General features: G+C 46.0%; 15 protein-coding genes. 10 read left to right on the top strand and 5 right to left on the bottom strand.

The genetic code is table 11. The features are described 5' to 3' along the window. Positions 1-115: 115 nt before the first annotated feature. The 6 genes from OEL83_15515 (at position 116) to coaD (ending at position 5908) form a co-directional block, all read left to right on the top strand. Positions 116-1537 carry a DEAD/DEAH box helicase gene (locus tag OEL83_15515; GenBank protein ID MDK9708451.1) on the top strand — a complete coding sequence of 474 codons (1422 nt, stop codon included), beginning with the start codon at positions 116-118 and terminating at the stop codon, positions 1535-1537. Between the two features lie 187 nt (positions 1538-1724). Next, on the top strand, positions 1725-3425 hold the full coding sequence (gene ilvB, locus OEL83_15510; protein ID MDK9708450.1) for a biosynthetic-type acetolactate synthase large subunit: 1701 nt from the start codon (positions 1725-1727) through the stop codon (positions 3423-3425). Positions 3426-3572: 147 nt separating this feature from the next. Further along, positions 3573-4058, top strand: coding sequence for an acetolactate synthase small subunit (gene ilvN, locus OEL83_15505; protein ID MDK9708449.1), 486 nt, complete (start codon positions 3573-3575; stop codon positions 4056-4058). A 34-nt stretch (positions 4059-4092) separates the two neighbouring features. Further along, positions 4093-4737: a phosphatidylserine decarboxylase family protein gene (locus tag OEL83_15500; protein MDK9708448.1), complete on the top strand. Its 645-nt coding sequence runs from the start codon at positions 4093-4095 to the stop codon at positions 4735-4737. A gap of 30 nt (positions 4738-4767) precedes the next feature. Further along, positions 4768-5349, top strand: coding sequence for a 16S rRNA (guanine(966)-N(2))-methyltransferase RsmD (gene rsmD, locus OEL83_15495; GenBank protein MDK9708447.1), 582 nt, complete (start codon positions 4768-4770; stop codon positions 5347-5349). A gap of 55 nt (positions 5350-5404) precedes the next feature. Continuing rightward, a complete protein-coding gene (gene coaD, locus OEL83_15490) occupies positions 5405-5908 on the top strand; it encodes a pantetheine-phosphate adenylyltransferase (protein ID MDK9708446.1) in 504 nt (167 codons plus the stop codon). A gap of 223 nt (positions 5909-6131) precedes the next feature. On the opposite strand, the gene OEL83_15485 is transcribed toward coaD, so the two are convergent. From OEL83_15485 to OEL83_15475, 3 genes are all read right to left on the bottom strand, one after another. Further along, a complete protein-coding gene (locus tag OEL83_15485) occupies positions 6132-9365 on the bottom strand; it encodes a hypothetical protein (protein ID MDK9708445.1) in 3234 nt (1077 codons plus the stop codon). A gap of 12 nt (positions 9366-9377) precedes the next feature. After that, positions 9378-9983 carry a GTPase domain-containing protein gene (locus tag OEL83_15480; protein ID MDK9708444.1) on the bottom strand — a complete coding sequence of 202 codons (606 nt, stop codon included), beginning with the start codon at positions 9981-9983 and terminating at the stop codon, positions 9378-9380. Positions 9984-10075: 92 nt separating this feature from the next. Beyond that, on the bottom strand, positions 10076-10474 hold the full coding sequence (locus tag OEL83_15475) for a roadblock/LC7 domain-containing protein (GenBank protein MDK9708443.1): 399 nt from the start codon (positions 10472-10474) through the stop codon (positions 10076-10078). A 403-nt stretch (positions 10475-10877) separates the two neighbouring features. Between OEL83_15475 and OEL83_15470 the strand changes: the two genes are divergently transcribed. Together OEL83_15470 and OEL83_15465 are read left to right on the top strand one after the other, a co-directional pair. Beyond that, entirely contained in the window at positions 10878-11717 is an 840-nt protein-coding gene (locus OEL83_15470; protein ID MDK9708442.1) for a TatD family hydrolase, read from the top strand. Beyond that, complete coding sequence (locus tag OEL83_15465) at positions 11714-12400, top strand: YggS family pyridoxal phosphate-dependent enzyme (protein ID MDK9708441.1); 687 nt, start codon at positions 11714-11716, stop codon at positions 12398-12400. The genes OEL83_15470 and OEL83_15465 overlap by 4 nt, the downstream gene beginning before the upstream one ends. 83 nt (positions 12401-12483) lie before the next feature. On the opposite strand, the gene OEL83_15460 is transcribed toward OEL83_15465, so the two are convergent. Beyond that, positions 12484-13926, bottom strand: a complete 1443-nt coding sequence (locus tag OEL83_15460) for a sugar phosphate nucleotidyltransferase (GenBank protein MDK9708440.1) — start codon at positions 13924-13926, stop codon at positions 12484-12486. A gap of 1 nt (position 13927) precedes the next feature. Further along, positions 13928-14620 (bottom strand): glycosyltransferase family 2 protein, encoded by a 693-nt coding sequence (locus OEL83_15455; protein MDK9708439.1) that lies wholly within the window; start codon positions 14618-14620, stop codon positions 13928-13930. Between the two features lie 587 nt (positions 14621-15207). Here OEL83_15455 and OEL83_15450 point away from each other — a divergent pair. Both OEL83_15450 and OEL83_15445 read left to right on the top strand, forming a co-directional pair. After that, complete coding sequence (locus tag OEL83_15450) at positions 15208-15957, top strand: SPOR domain-containing protein (GenBank protein ID MDK9708438.1); 750 nt, start codon at positions 15208-15210, stop codon at positions 15955-15957. A 312-nt stretch (positions 15958-16269) separates the two neighbouring features. After that, on the top strand, positions 16270-16692 hold the full coding sequence (locus OEL83_15445) for a hypothetical protein (GenBank protein ID MDK9708437.1): 423 nt from the start codon (positions 16270-16272) through the stop codon (positions 16690-16692). Positions 16693-16716 lie beyond the last annotated feature (24 nt).

Raw genomic sequence — 16716 nt, 5'->3', positions numbered from 1 at the left:
TATTGAGTCTGACACGTGGACTGGTATAGTCAGCAAAACAACGCAGCTCAGGTCTTCATTTGCAGGGATCCGAGCCAATCGACAATCTTCCCAGTCCGGTATGGTGGTTCACCTTATGTCATTTGTTTCTCTTGGTATTTCTGATGACCTCCTCCGTGCGCTCGCCGATCAGGGATTTACCGCCGCTACCAAGGTGCAGCTGCAGGCGATTCCGGCAATTCTCTCCGGTCGGGATGTCATGATGGCAGCGCAAACAGGGACAGGGAAGACCGCCGCCTTTGCCGTGCCGTTGCTGCAGCTTCTCGCCGGCAGGCCCGGCAAGGTCAGACCGAACCATATTCGTGCCCTCATTGTGGCGCCAACTCGGGAACTTGCGATACAGATCGCTGAAGCCATTACTGCCTGCGGCAGATATCTGTCTCTGAAGACCACAGTGGCGTATGGAGGGGTGAAAATCAATCCGCAAATGATGCGCCTGCGGGGCGGCGTCGATATCTTGATCGCTACTCCAGGGCGATTGCTGGACCTGTATCAACAAAACGCCGTGAAGTTTGAGCAGGTGCACATGTTGGTGCTCGATGAAGCCGACAGGATGCTCGACCTGGGTTTTCTGGACGAAATCGGCAAAATTCTTCACTTTTTGCCGGGGAAAAGACAGAATGTCCTTGTTTCCGCAACCTTTCCTGATGCCATCCGTAGCCTCGCCGAAAAACTTCTGAAACATCCGCTACTCATAGAAGCCGCGCCCCGAAACTCGGCGGCAAAGACCGTTAAACAGATCATCTATGAAGTTGATAAAAGCAAGAAAGCTGAATTGCTTTGCCACCTCCTGCTGAGGAATGACTGGCAACAGGTCTTGGTCTTTACCGGCACGCGCATCGGGGCCGACCGGCTGGCGCAAAGGCTCACCGATAAAGGCGTGACGGCCCTGGCAATTCACGGCGACAAAAGCCAGGGAACCCGCAGCCGCGCCCTTGCCGAATTTAAAGCAAATGCTATCCGTGTCCTGATCGCCACCGATATTGCCTCGCGCGGCATCGATATCAGTGAACTTTCCCACGTTATTAATGTCGACCTCCCGAAAGTAGCCGAAGACTATATCCACCGGATCGGCCGTACCGGGCGTGCCGGTCTTGAAGGTGTGGCAATTTCTCTGGTCAGCGCCGATGAGGTTCTTCTGCTTTCGGCAATAGAAACGCTGCTCCAAAAGCTTCTGCCGCGCGAGGTGGTAGCTGGCTTTATTCCAAGCCATCCGGTCCCCATAACACGCTCTATGAAGGCCAGACCAAAAAAACCGAAAAAGTCCAAACCCCAGCATGAGGATCTGCAGGGGCAGATACTGGCAGTCAACCAGACAACTCCAGGCCGGAGGGAAGATACCCACCGCAAACCGCGAAAAGGTGCGGCAGCCGAAAACAGTGACAAAACGGCCGGGATAACAGGCAATCGGCGCCACCAAAGAAAGGAGTGTAACGGCCCTCAGGCTGCATCGAGGCGCAACACATCGCTAAAAAAATCCTCAGGAGGCAAGCGGTGAGCCTATTTAAAGTCTCAAAGAGAGTAAACAGGTTGCATTTTTATAGCTGTGGTCTGCCTCCATTGTTTGTTCGTTGACAGATAGGGTGTTCACATATATATTTCTGGTTTATCCAAATTTTCCAGGCTTTTAAAGATTTTCCGCAAGTGGCGCAAAACAGATTCAACTTTTATAAGGGTATGGGTTCATGGGAAAAATTACTGGATCCCAGGCAATCGTCAGATGTCTTCAGGAGCAGGGTGTACATACTATTTTCGGCTATCCGGGAGGTGCGGTTCTTGACCTTTTTGATGCCCTCATGGATTCCGAGATTACCAACGTGCTGGTGCGCCATGAGCAGGGTGCGGTGCATGCCGCCGATGGCTTTGCACGGGTCACCGGCGAGGTGGGTGTTGCTCTTCTCACCTCCGGACCAGGCGCCACCAACGGCGTTACCGGAATTGCTACTGCCCACATGGATTCAATCCCCTTAGTCATACTCACCGGCCAGGTACCCCGTCCGCTGATCGGCAATGATGCCTTCCAGGAGGTTGATATCGTTGGTATCACCAGACCGTGCACCAAGCACAACTACCTAGTCAGCAATGTTGACGATCTGGTCCCCACCCTGCGCGAGGCATTTCATATCGCCCGCACCGGCAGACCAGGCCCGGTTTTGGTCGATCTTCCCAAGGACCTGGTCGCAACAAGGCTCGTCTACCCGGAAAAGGCTCCAGTCCATATATCCAGTTATCAGCCGACCTACAATCCCCATCCGGTACAGATCGAAAAGGCCTGCCGGCGGATTATGAAGGCGGCAAGACCCGTACTCTACGTTGGCGGCGGGGTTATCTTATCGAATTCTGCCCCAGATCTCACTGAACTGGCGGAGAAGCTGAACATCCCGGTTACCATGACCCTCATGGGCTTGGGTGCCTTCCCGGGGAGCAAGAAGCTCTCCATGGGCATGTTGGGCATGCATGGCACCTATACCGCTAACATGGCAGTCGCCGAGTGCGACCTCCTTATTGCCGTGGGCGCCCGTTTTGATGACCGGGTAACCGGCAAGTTGTCCGACTTCGCAACCAAGGCAGACATCATTCACATTGATATCGATCCGACTTCCATCAGCAAGAATGTCCGGGTAGATATTCCTATCGTTGCCGATTGCCGACATGCCCTTACCGCCATTAATAAATGGTTTGACGGTGAATCGAGCTTTCACGCAACCGAACAGGCTGAGCGCCTGCAGCCCTGGATAGCGCGAATTGACGAGTGGACGGCAAAGCATCCACTTGCCTACAGGGAAAATGACACCATTATCAAGCCTCAATATGTCATCGAAACGCTGCAGAAATTTACTGACGGCAAGGCCATTGTCACCACCGAGGTTGGCCAAAACCAAATGTGGGCGGCACAGTTTTACAAATTCGATTACCCGCGTCATTTCGTGACCTCGGGCGGATTGGGCACCATGGGCTTTGGCCTGCCTGCCGCCATCGGCGCCCAGATGGCCTTCCCCGACCGGACGGTCATAGACATTGCCGGCGATGGGTCAATCCAGATGAATATCCAGGAATTAGCTACGGCCAGGCAGTATAACTGCCCGGTTAAGATAGCCATTCTCAATAACGGCTATCTCGGCATGGTACGGCAATGGCAAGAGTTGTTTTATAACAAACGATATGCCTCAACTACTATGAATGTAGTACCTGATTTCGTTGAACTTGCCAGGGCATACGGAGCAGTTGGACTCCGGGCCACCAACAAAAGCGAGGTTGAACCGGTAATTCGCGAGGCACTTGCCACCAAGAACCTCGTCATTATGGATTTCAAGATTGAAAAGGAAGAGGGGGTTTACCCGATGGTCCCTGCCGGTAAGGCCACTACGGAAATGCTGCTTGTGTAGCTATTACCTACAACCCGACTTCTGGTCTATTGTCTTTTCGGCAAATGGACATCAGGAAACGAGTAAATGAATATACTGAGAAGATTGTTGATATTTCCTGATCAAAATCTTTTTTAAAGCCAAACTCACAAACCCAGGATCATCCAGATGAAACATACGATTTCTGTGCTTCTGCAAAATAAACCGGGAGTGCTGTCCCGGGTAACAGGGCTATTTAGCGGTCGCGGCTTTAACATTGAAAGCCTCTGTGTCGCCGAAACCCTCGATCCGAATGTTTCCTGCCTCACCTTGGTGTCAAGAGGCGATGAAACAATCATCGAACAAATCACCAAACAGCTGAACAAACTCATCGATGTTATAAAGGTCACAGAAATCAACGACAAAGACTTCGTTGAAAGAGAGATGGCGCTTATTCGGGTAAAAGCTGAGGCCCATACTCGGGCCGAAGTACTGCGAGTGGTAGATATCTTTCGCGGCAAGGTCGTCGATGTCAGTGCTAAAAGTTATGCCGTTGAAGTAACCGGCTCTGCTTCCAAGATTCAGGCAGTTATCGATATCCTTCGCCCTATCGGCATCAAGGAGATTATCCGTACCGGAATGATCGCCATGGCTCGGGCTAATAAGGCGAAATAACGGTATTTAACAAACCCACAAAGGTACATCATCCATGCTCACTCCCCAAGTTCCTGTTGCCAAAGAAGGGTATCCTTTCATTTTTGCGCTGGCTTTTGCCACCCTCCTGGCGGGAATTCTCGCAATGAAGATGGTTGCCGGAATACTGCTGGTCGCCACTGTCTTCGTCTTATGTTTCTTCAGGGACCCCGAACGATTGGGCCCGGAGCGGGAGGATGCCCTTCTTTCACCCGCCGATGGCAAGGTCATTATCATAGAACGAGTCTCGGATGACAGGTTTACAGGTGAAGATGTTCATAAGGTCTCGATTTTCATGAATGTCTTTAATGTCCACGTTAACAGGATTCCCTACAACGGCAAAGTGGATAAAATTCTTTATAAGCCCGGGAAATTCTACTCCGCCGATAGTCAACAGGGAGGTCTGCAAAACGAATACTGTGCTGCCGTTGTCACAACGCCCTCCGGAAAAAAATTCGCCTTTGTACAGATTGCCGGGCTTATCGCCAGAAGAATTGTTTGTTGGCTTGAAGCCGGTGATACCGTGACCAGGGGGAAACGATTTGGGCTTATTCGGTTCGGCTCACGGGTTGATCTCTATCTTCCACTTGAAACCACCCTCACCGTGGAAATTGGCCAAAAAGTTCGCGCTGGAGAAACTGTTCTGGGCTACTTGCAATAGGGTTTTGTGATCCTTTAATTTTGTGAAATCTTGAGAATTATTAGCGGTACGCAAAAGGGTCGAAAACTCTTCACGCCCCCTCCTCGTGACAAGAGTATCAGACCAACCTCGGATAAAGCGAGGGAGGCCCTGTTCAGTATCCTTGGCAAGTCCATCCAGGGCGCAAAAGTACTCGATCTTTTTGCCGGCACGGGGGCCATCGGCCTGGAGGCATTCAGCCGCAATGCTGATTTTGTTGTTTTCGTTGAAAATAACAGTCTGGCTCTGGATCTCATAAAAAAAAACATTGCCCTTTGTCTTGCCGGGTATACCGGGAACTGCGGGCTTCGCATCATTCGACATGATTTAACCAAGGGCTTGCCATTCAGCCATTTTCCACTGGAAACCAGCGCGGGGTTCGACTTCATCTTTGCCGATCCTCCCTATGGCAAGAATATGGCGTTGTCGATGTTAAGAGCTATCGATGCAAGTTCTCTGCTCACCGAAAACAGTACAATTGTTATCGAGGAAAGGTACAACACAGCTCTCCCGGAGGCTTTGACCAACCTCTACCTCACAGACAAACGGGTCTACGGTGAAAACGGCCTCTGGCTTTATAGTTCGACTATCTGACCTTAGCGAATAGGCTGATGCCCCCTCTCTCAACAAACTCGCAAGAATGGATGCCATGATGAAAGAAAATGATATTCAACCACTGATTGCGGTCTATCCAGGAACATTTGATCCGATCACCAACGGCCACATTGATATCATCAGTCGAGCCCTCAACATCTTTGACAAAGTCATCATAGCCGTCGCTGTCAATTCTGCCAAAGACCCCGTTTTTTCTCTGAGTGAACGCATGAAAATGATTGAGGATTCTTTTTCAGATCATGAACGTATTCAGGTCAGTTCCGTAAACGGTTTACTCGTCGACTACGCAAGTCAGCAAAACGCCAAGGCTATCGTTCGTGGAATTCGCGCAGTTTCCGATTTTGATTATGAGTTCCAATTGGCTCTCATGAACAGGAAATTAAAACGAGAAGTGGAGTCTGTATTCCTCATGCCTGGATTTCGCTGGATCTATATCAGTTCATCGATCATCAAGGATGCCGCGAGAAATGGTGGAAATGTCGATGATTTGGTACCACCGCACGTCAATGAGATGTTGATAAAGAAATTCTCCAAATGATACTTATTTTCGACTCAAATATGCCAACGAAGGCATTAATGCGCAGTGATAAAATGAAACAGGACGATAGCGATAGCTCACAAAGATGAGGGATCCATTAGCCATTGAATTGAATCGACGTCCATTCACGTACTTTCGTATTTACTTATTCTTGTAATTAAAAAGGGCTTGTCTCCCCAGGTGAGACAAGCCCTTTTTAAAAGCAATTTGAGCAAAGACGATGCTATTCTTTCTTTAGTTCCTTTCTCAGTTCAGCAATCTCCATCTGTAATGTCTGACGCAGAGCCGCGATTTCTTTCCTCAAATCATTAGAAATTGCTTCTCCACTCAAGCCGGCATCTGCCTCTTGGATCTGCTGTCCTTCTCTCGCCACCTCATCCATAGCAGCCACCTGCGGTTCATCCAGATCGACCGACTCGTGCCCTGCATCCCCTAAACGATCATTTAGGTTGGTTGGCTCGCTGCCAGAGGGTTCGGTATCTTTGGTCGCACTCTCATATTCCCCTAAAAGATCATCAAAATCCTTTTGGGCATCTACAGTAACCCCGTTCACCGCTTCTGTTCGTAATGGATCGGAAAACGTCAATTGACTACCTTTTTGAACGGCCTGCCGGGATAACATGCCCTGCTGCCACTCCAAGACCTTGAGAGTTTGGGCAAGAAGTGCTTCCTGATTGGCGTGGATATCATCATCTTTCAAATTTGAAAGTGCATGATACACCGAGATAAGGAGTCCATGGGCCTCAGAGCTGGACTCGTATCTATAATTATCTATATGTTGACCAACAGTCGATAGGAGTTGCAAAAAGGATTTTTCTAACGGCTTATCTGCCCACAGCTGCCGAAGATGGTTGATTTCCCCAAATAAACCAACAATAATCCCGTCACTAAGCTCAAGTTCCAAAGAATGAATACAGGCCTGCATCCCTGCGAGGGGTTCAAGACTCGCTGGCTCACTACTGGTAACATCAATATCTTCAAAGGATTCTTCTTCGAAACCCAACTCAGTTTCTTCCTGAGAGGGTGGGAGAAGATTCTCCTCGGCCGCGCCTTCCACCACTGCAACAGCCATCTCCTTCTCTTCAACGTATTCATCACCTGCTACCACTTCAACGGTCGGTTTTTCTTCGAATAGTTCAAAAACAACCTCATCCGCTGGGAGCTCGGTTCCGGGAATAAAGGATAAGGCAGGTTCTTGCTTTACTTCCTCTTCTCCACTGCCATCTTTAAAATCAATCGGTAAAGATATTTCCTCTGGTTGCTCTACATCCGCAGTCGTATCGAAACCCAATAGCGGTGCAACACTCCCTTGAATTCCTTCAGCGAACTCCTCTTCAAGACCATCGGTCGGTTCTGTTTCCAGACTGTCAAACAGGGCATCAATTTCAGCCCCGTCTTTGGCACTCTGCTCCAGCTCACTTTCAGTAAAAAACGAACTGAGACTATCTTCTTCCTGATCCTCAGAAAAACTTACTGCAGGTTCAATCTCAATCAGGCTTCCCGCCGGCGTCTCCTCCGGTTGCTCTTCCGTTTTTTCTTGTACGGCAAGAAATACACTTTCTTCGGTTACTGGTACTTCCGCAACTTTTTGCTCGGTTACCGCCTCTTCAGGTTTGCTCTCTTCCTTCAACCAGTCTTCAAAAACGAGGAGTTCCTCTTCCTCATTCTTTTCTTCAATCCCCGTTACAGCAACAGGCTCCTCCTCTGCAATACTTGAAAGAGCTGGGGCGATTGAAAGATCTTCATGATCTTTAAACAAACCATCAATAGTGCCAACAATCTCCTCCGAGACACTGCTTGAGGCAGGAGCCTTCTCCAAAGTGGTTGCACTAAAGAGACTTTCCTCCTCCATGGAGGCTAGGGCTGGCGCCAATTCTTCTCCTTCCATTGGCAGAGACAACTCATCGCTATCATCATCAGCTTCTGTCTCAACATCCACTCCCTTGAGAGCTGTTTCTCGATCCAGAATGTCCAACTCGCTGCCGGCCGCAATTGGTTCGACCATATCGGTTGGGAACTTAGATTCAGTTGCATCTATTATGGTCTCTTCGTGAGAAATCTCAACTTCATCCTCCTGCCGTGCATCCTTCATCATCAAATCTGCATCAACCTCAAATCCAGCCACAGGACCAGATGCACTGCCTGCCTCATCAAGGGCCATAGAAGCAATTGCCTCTTCCCCGGCTCGGTCATGAGCTTCGATATCCTCATCTGAATCATCCTCTTCAACATCAACACCCTGAAGAGCGACATCTCTTCCAACCGGAACGGCATCCTCCTCTTTAAATTGAATTGTATCAAAGGATGAAAACTCCTCTTCTGGTACAGCAGGAATCTTTTCTTTTTCCGATGATTCAGTTACTGGGGTTTCTCCAAAGAAATTATTAAGATGAGAGTCAACATTCCCTGATGCATCTTCCAACCCCAGGGCCATTGCCTCTTTTTCAGCCTGAAAACCTGAGCCCTCTTCTTCAGCGAAATCTGCCAACGCCGGAGAAAGCTCACCGTCAACACTTTCGTCACCATCAAGATCTTCATCTTCCTCATCCTCCGCCTCAGTGTCGTTTTGCGAAATAGATTCAGGAGAAATCGTTGGACCGATCAATGTTTTGAAGGAATTAAACTTTTCGACTGCTGGGAAAAGAATGGTTTTTTCTTCTTCCAAGCTCATTGATTGCTGAACAATCTTTTCAAGACTTTCATAAAAAAGTTGCAGAACCTTGAAGGCATCAGGATGGGCATTACTCTTCTTCAGCTTAATGTATGCACCTAGGGTTCCAATACCTTGCAGGAGAATCAGTTTGGGCCGGCTTGTTGAATACATCCCCTCAAGCCGGTTAACTTCCTTTCGCAACTCATTTAAATCTTGTTCAGTAATTTCCCAATCAATTCCGAGGACAATAGCTTTTAGCGTCTGTAGCTCGTCTTCGACTACAGGTTGCACTGGAGCCTTAGGTTGTGGCGGCCGTTTGGGTTCCGGGATTGGTTCGGCGGGGCTAGTCTTTTGCTTGATCTGCCTTTTTAAATTTTCAAATTTCTTAACATCCTCCAACAAGATCTCTTTCTTTTGCTGCTCGGTGATATCCTGAGAGGAGACTATTTTTTCCAGATTATAATAAAAAGTAAGAAGGAGTTTAATGGCGTTGGGGTGTGAATCGGCCTTATTCTGATAGATGTATTTGCTTATTTTTTCAAGAGCTTGGATATAAACAAGGTTGATATTATCCCCCGCCCAAATATCTTTTAGATCAAGTAATTCTTCATTAAACTGAAGCAAAACATCGTCAGTTATCTCCCAATCTATAGACAGCACCAAGCTTTTTAGGCGACTAATCGGTGATTCATCATCGGTTGACAACTCAAAGAGATCATCTGCGTCGGAATAATATGACTCATCATACTCATCATTGCCGAGAGTCAAATCAACATCATATTGGTTTTCGCTATACTGTTTCACCACAGTTTCTCTCTAGAGTAATTTTTTCTGTATGGAAATCACTGAGGAAGAGATAATTTTCTTCAATGTCGCGGCGACATTGTACCCAGTAATCGCGCTTGCCTCAAAGTAGGGTACTTTCAACCTGCTGTTGAGATCCTTTTCCAACACCGGGGTAGGCAAAATAGGAATACCATGTTCTTTAAGGTCAACTTTGTTGTATTGCATCACCAGCGGAATCCTGAATATGCTTTCTTTGTAAGACTGGAGATTCTCATGTAACTGGTTCAAAGAGCGAATATTTTTTTCACGTTGCTTCTCCATGGCATCTGCTACAAAAACAATACCATCGACGCCTCGGAGGACGAGTTTCCGGGTAGCATTATATTTTACCTGTCCAGGAACGGTATAAAGCTGGATTTTAATGTCGTAACCTTTAATCTGCCCCATATCAAACGGTAAAAAATCAAAAAATAGTGTCCGATCCCCGTGGGTCTTCAGGCTCACCATCTCCGAGGCAATTTGCTTACGATACGTCCGATTTATGTACTCAAGATTTGTGGTTTTCCCACATCGTCCAGGTCCATAGTACACAATCTTTACCTGCACTATTTTGTCTTTTAAATTGATAAAGCTCAACGTTCTACTCCCTGTTGGTAATCATTACTGGCGCGAGTGAATTCTCCGTCTTCATCATACTGTAACGAGACAAAGCAGCTAAGCCAATCGGCCTATTTCTTTTCCCAAACTTTTCTAATTTTCTCTATAACATCAACTACATTTAACCGCAGAAAGCCGAGGGAGATATCGCGACCAAACATGGAAATCAGAAGCAGTTCATCGTCAATTTTACTGAAGTGTATATTTGACTCTTGACCTTTGTGAAACAACAGCGAAAATTCTTGCTCACCCACAAGTTTGGCCATGGCATCGACCGTTGCGAAATTTCCGGCGGCCAAGGCGGCGAAAGAATAGACATCATATTTGCTTTCACCATTATCCTTGGCAGTAATAATATTACCGGCCATATCGATAATAATAACGCAATCAACACCAAGCTTTATCAACTTCTCTGCTAAAATCCGATCTATCTGCTCGAGTTGTTCTTGACTGACAATCCCGTAATTCATGCCTCAAACCTCATCGTAAATGTTGGTTGCTGTTACTAAAGGCGACGTCCGCGCATCTGCCCATAATTACTCTTTATAACTGAAAACAAAAAACCATTATAAAAACCAACCCTTAAAAAAGAGCCAGTGTTAATGTCGTAAATCATACTCTCGACCGGAACCAGTTGCTCCTTTCTCGGTTGCTTCTTAAATCTTTGCGGTGATCCAACGACATATCATTTGTCACACTATACGATAGTTTCTTTGCTATATGAAGATTTATTTTACTTTTTATAACAAATTCATCCCGCTAGCTCTCCCACAACACGCAAATTTTTCTAATCGGCTTTAAATATCGAAATTTTTCACCTCGGTTTGGGAATGGAAATTGCGGCATCCAACCATTTCTGCTAAAGAATCCAACATGAATAACAAAACTAAAAATGACAGTGCATTGCCTTCTACTCTCGACAAAAACTTTCTAGTCGATACCCATTGCCATCTCCACATGGCCGAATATGCTGATGATATTGATATGGTACTGGAACGCTCTTCTTTGCAGGGCGTGAAAAAAATCGTCACAGTAGGGGTCGATTTGACAAGTTCTGAAATTGCGGTTAGCCTCGCCAATAAATACAAAGAGGTTTTCGCAACAATAGGTGTTCACCCTCATGATATTGAGGGTCTCCGGGAAGAGGATTATCTTGCACTCGAAAAGATATACAGGGATAACAGCACCGTTATTGTCGGGTTTGGCGAAATCGGATTAGATTATTTCAGGAATTATTCCGACCCTGCACAACAGCGCCGTCATTTTCGTTTGCAACTCGACATAGCCCATACACTTAAACTTCCGGTAGTTATTCATAACAGAGATGCCGACGAGGACATTCTTACCATCCTCCATCAAACAAAACCCCTGGATTACGGAGGAATAATGCATTGTTTCTCCGGTGACTACAGTTATGCTAAGAAGATTCTCGATTTAGGATTATTGATTTCAATCCCAGGGATCGTTACCTTTAAAAAAAGCACAACACTTCAAGAAGTGGCAAGGCACATTCCCCTTACAGCCATAGTACTCGAAACAGATGGGCCTTATCTGTCTCCTCAGCCATTCCGGGGAAAGAGGAATGAACCAGGGTATTTGGTGCACACCGCAACAAAGATAGCAGAGCTTCGCCAAATAGATTTCAGCGTCGTAGCAAAACAGACTACCAACAACGCTGAAAAACTTTTTTCCATGACAAAACACAACCTATGATTGCCCATAATCTTCAGCTAATACACGAAAAAATATCCGTGGCCGCCCACAATGCTGGCCGAAACCCACAAGATATTAAGCTTGTCGCAGTGTCAAAGCTTTTTCCCGTTGAATCGATAAAAGAGGCATTAGCCGCCGGCCAATTGGTGTTCGGTGAAAATTATATTCAGGAACTCCAAACCAAAAGAGCATTGCTACCTGCCACTACGATATTCCACTTTATTGGCCACCTACAGAGTAACAAAGCAAAATTTGCCGCTGAAACCTGCAACATGGTAGAGACGGTTGATAGTTTTAAGCTTGGGAAAGCTCTTCACAACCATCTTGAGCGAATAAATAAAACTCTGGACATACTTATCCAGGTAAATATTGGTGATGACCCACAAAAGGCTGGAGTGCCCCCAGAAGAAGCCGAACATCTGCTCATTCAACTCAATGAGCTGCAGCGACTCCGGGTTTGCGGCCTCATGACCATTCCACCACTTGCCGCAAACCCGGAGGGATCTCGCCCCCACTTTCGAAACCTCCGCATTTTGTTGGAAAAGCTAATGGGCAAAGGCCTATTTCCTCATATTGCCAAACCAGAACTCTCCATGGGAATGTCTGACGACTATCATATCGCAATCGACGAAGGTGCAACTATTGTTCGCGTGGGCACTGCCATTTTTGGCCAGCGCTCATGAATTCAAGAGCTGCATCCCAAGACCTCCTGGCATGGAATGCCACCAGTGGAAGAGTTTTTTGGTGGCACAAGACAGTGCGGGTATTAAAGAGCAACCTTGAAACGTTTTTGGCAAAGCATGCGCAGGATGCTTAGGAATGTTTTCCGGTTTCGATATTTTTTGTCCATCGCCTTACTACGATTATAATAGTTTACCGGAATTTCAATAAGCCTTTTTCGATCACTGACGAGTTCTACCGCTATCTCAGCCAAAAGCTCAGGCCCCCGGGCATGCAGGTTGCAACGAATGCCCTCATAACAATTTCGCCACATCGCTCTAAAGGTACAACCGACATCTGAAATCCGCATCTCGCGCTGCCACCAGAGCAATTCGATTAATTTGGCAAGAGCAATATTGGCAATCCGCACCAAGCCCTGCATATCTGACCCCTGCTCAATGAGTTGCCTCGTCGTCCGCGTTCCAACTACCATATCGGCTTCCTTAAGATACTCCAGAAGCTTGTTGATATCATGTTCAGGAAACGTATACTCGGCCTCCGCCAGTACAAAGATGTCACCTGGCAACCGATCAAGGGCAAAGCAAAGTTTTTCACCATACAGGGTTACATCAGCAGGGCAAAGAATAGCTTCAGCACCACTTTCTACAACCTTCTCGGCAATTACATTGTCATGGGGCAGGACAACATATATCGAATTTATTGCCGGATTTCTTCTGTACCTATTGATTGTAAATCCAATATTCTGCTCAACTCCTTCTGAATATAAAAGCAGCGTTATCCTGTTGTTGTCAAAGGTTCTCTTTCTTTCATAGAAACGAGCGAGATTCAGGCTATCACGGTCATTAATATTGACATACGTGCCCTTCATTTCAAAACAGAGAACACCGGGCAGACCTCCACACAAACTATTGATAAAGGTAACAAACTCGACATAATTGTCTTGTGACTGGGCAAAGGCCTTCTCAAGTAAAGGGAAGAAACCGGGGGTGAGAATGAAAGTACCCAAACCTAACAGATTATTTTCAAGAATTTGCGGTTTTTCGATAAGTCTCTTGGCACGAATTCCATCTTTTATGATGGAATAGTTGCGTTGTATCATTTTTGTATCATCAGCACTCATCACCGAACAGGTGACCAACCCTTCTTCATATGGAAAATCTAGGAGTTCTTTGTGGTTTGAACCTATATAACATTCGTCGCTGAGCATCACACAACATGGAGAAGACAAGGCTCTTCCAGCAAGGAGGATAGACCACCCCAGCCCCTTATCCAACTCTGAGTTATCTATGTAATGCAGCTTTACCCCAAATTGTTTTCCGTCTTTGAAGTAGTCCTTAATCACTGCCGAAAGATACCCGACAGTCATAAAGATTTCGTCAATACCCAGGTCATCCCTCATTTGGCAGATGATTCGTTCGAGATTGGGGCGCCCGTCAATCTGCAACATCCCTTTCGGAACCAAAGAGGTGTAAGGCCTGGCCCTTACTCCTTTGCCTGCGGCCGGAATAAGTCCGACAAGTTTTCCCATGTTATCGCTCTGTTAAAAAGTAAAAGACGATGAGATAGAGGTATTTCAGGGTTTCTGAAATATGCTTCATTTTTGCCTCTCCGGTGCTTCGAGGAGAAAAATCAACGGCAATTTCCTGAATTACTATCTTTCTCTTGGCAAGCTTAACGCCTAGTTCGAGGACATGCTCAAATCCTTTGCGTTGCAAGGATATTCCCCTCAGCGCTGAACGATTTAACCCCTTACAGCCGGTATACAAATCCGTGAGCTTCTGTTGAAAAAGAAGATTAAAAATCCTGGTAAGAAGCTGATTCCCCAGGCGTTTTGTAAAAGGCATAAACTGATTACGTCCCTCAAGAAAACGGCTGGTATATACAACATCGGCAGTTTCTAGTTGCGCCAAGAGTTCTGGCAGGGCTTCGGGTGGGTATTCGCAATCAGCATCAATAATAATGATCTTGTCATTGGAGGAATTGGCAATTCCATCGAGAATTGAGCCTCCATAGCCTTCGTTGCGATCGTGCCTGATCATTCTTACATCAGGAAATGTAGCAATAATCTCAGCAGAATGATCAGTTGAGCAATTATCAATGTAGAGCAAATTAAGTGGTAAACCAAGAGCTGTTATACGCCGATGGAATTCCACAAGGATATCCTCCTCATTAAAAACGGGCACAATAACATCTACATATCCGGGATATTGTGGCGTAGCCATAGGGTCATCCAATTTGTATTATGAGGGAGGAGAGGCAGTAGTAAATTGCCAAGGTTTCAAATGTTTTGAGGAGGAGATATTCTATCTTATCCCCCCCTCTCCCTCAACAGATTTCAAGAAATAACCCGAGAAATGCATAGTATTCCACCTCATTCAAAGGTATCACCACATACCTATTCCATTACTTTCAACATATTATTCAATATTGCTCCCTCCCAAACAGCGTTTTCTATTTGCAAAAGACCATTGAAAGGCTATTGGAAAATGTTTAACATTTTCTGTAATATATTAGCTACAGATACTTCAAAATCAGGGAAATGCTTCTACCGTAATTTACGAACTCTAAGGCAAGTTGTGCATATTATCCTCAACAAATATTGCTCTATAAGTGGACATGGCATCAGAACGTCTTAAACTTTCTACAAACTGAGAGTAAAATTTCGTATAGAGCTCGACAAAAACATGCTCTTCTTGATTCAGCTGCAGAGGTGAATCTGTATGATTGTCGATGGCTGAGCCCCATAAAAATAACTGTTCATTTTCTCAAAGCAATTTCAATAATTGAACTCTAACCTGAGGAAACAATTGTGAAGCAACCTCTACTTTTTTTTATCTTTTTCTCTACGATGTTTTGCTGTGTGCATAGTGTAACAGCAGGGAACTTGTCCCTTATTGAAAAAAGATTGATAGAACTTGACAGGCTTAACAAACAAGTGGTTGAGCAGGTTGGCGAACTACCCCAAAATGGTTCCGTCGAAATTGAAGCGAAGGTTAGTCCGGGAGAGGTTACTCCTGGCGACACAGGAGCATCCCAGGAGGTTACCAGAAAACGTATCGATTATACTAAGAAAACTATACTTGCTTTAGATGAAAAAGCTCCCTATACAGTGCAAATTAGTGCAAGCCAATCGAAAAAGCAGTGCTTCAGGGTAGCAGCCATGCTAAGAAGGACTGGTTATCCTGCGTTTACAGCATCACTCAGATTGAAAGATCAACAAATTTGGCATCGAATCTTCGTTGGCTCGTACGCCACAGCACAAGAGGCTGAAAATACCAGACAATCCCTTGAAGCTGATGAAATAACCGATAGTTTTGTAAAGAATATGCCGTACGCAATACAAGTTGGCAAAGAAGGCACCATCGAGAGTTTCAAGGAACTCCGCGAAAAACTCTCTTCCATGCACTACATGCCATACACTGGCTATATAAGGGATACACAAAGCGACACGACCCAGATTCGTCTTTTGCTTGGAGCTTTTGAAAGCAAAGAAGACACCACCGCTCTGGTTGACACACTGCGCTCAGAAAACCTCGAAGTAAGAGTTGTAAATCGATAGTCAAACGACCGATTCACATAAATATCATATTTTAAAAACATGAATTAAGGATATAGAGTACTGCATGGATTATAGAGAATAGCATTTCATTCCCGGCAATCAAACCCAGGCCCAAATCCTTGACATCATACACATTGGGATGATACTATCATTTAGTAGCTAGTGGTTAGGAGACAAGCATTCTTGTGATGTCATTTGTTCTTAAGCTGGTTGGAAGTGAGATGTTCAACCTTCCTCATCTATACGATGAGCCGGCCCGTAGTGAGAACGTTTGCAGCTTTTCCATTCATTCTTTCGGGGAGTGCCAGAGCCATGAAAGCAATTCTATTTCGTGCAATATTTTCCCTTTTGGCGATGGTGTTATTAGTAGTTGCTCCCATTCAGGCAAAACAAACCCACACCCCGAAACACCAGGCACACAACCAAGGCAACGTTCCATCAACAACCCTTGACCAACAGCTCATCGTTGTTGAAGACCTTGCCGCAGAAGTCCACACGGACAGCGGCACCATCACCGTAACGGCAAAAATCAGAAACGTTTCTAGAGCCATGATAAGGGGCTTTGCAACAATACACTTGCTTTCAGGCGAGGGAAATAGAGTGCTTTCTTATGAAGAGGAAATAAACGGAGGGGAGGCTTTTGCCCACGGGAGTACAGTAGAATTCGAAGTAACGGCAAAGGTTGGTGATATTAAGAAAATTTCTTCGATTACAGTTGATTTCACAAAAACTTGACCTTCCCCCGGACAAGATTCGGTC

Source organism: Desulforhopalus sp. (assembly GCA_030247675.1).
Classification (GTDB): Bacteria; Desulfobacterota; Desulfobulbia; order Desulfobulbales; family Desulfocapsaceae; genus Desulforhopalus_A.
Note: the sequence above shows the minus strand (reverse complement) of the source record. Positions and strands in the feature narration are given on the sequence as shown.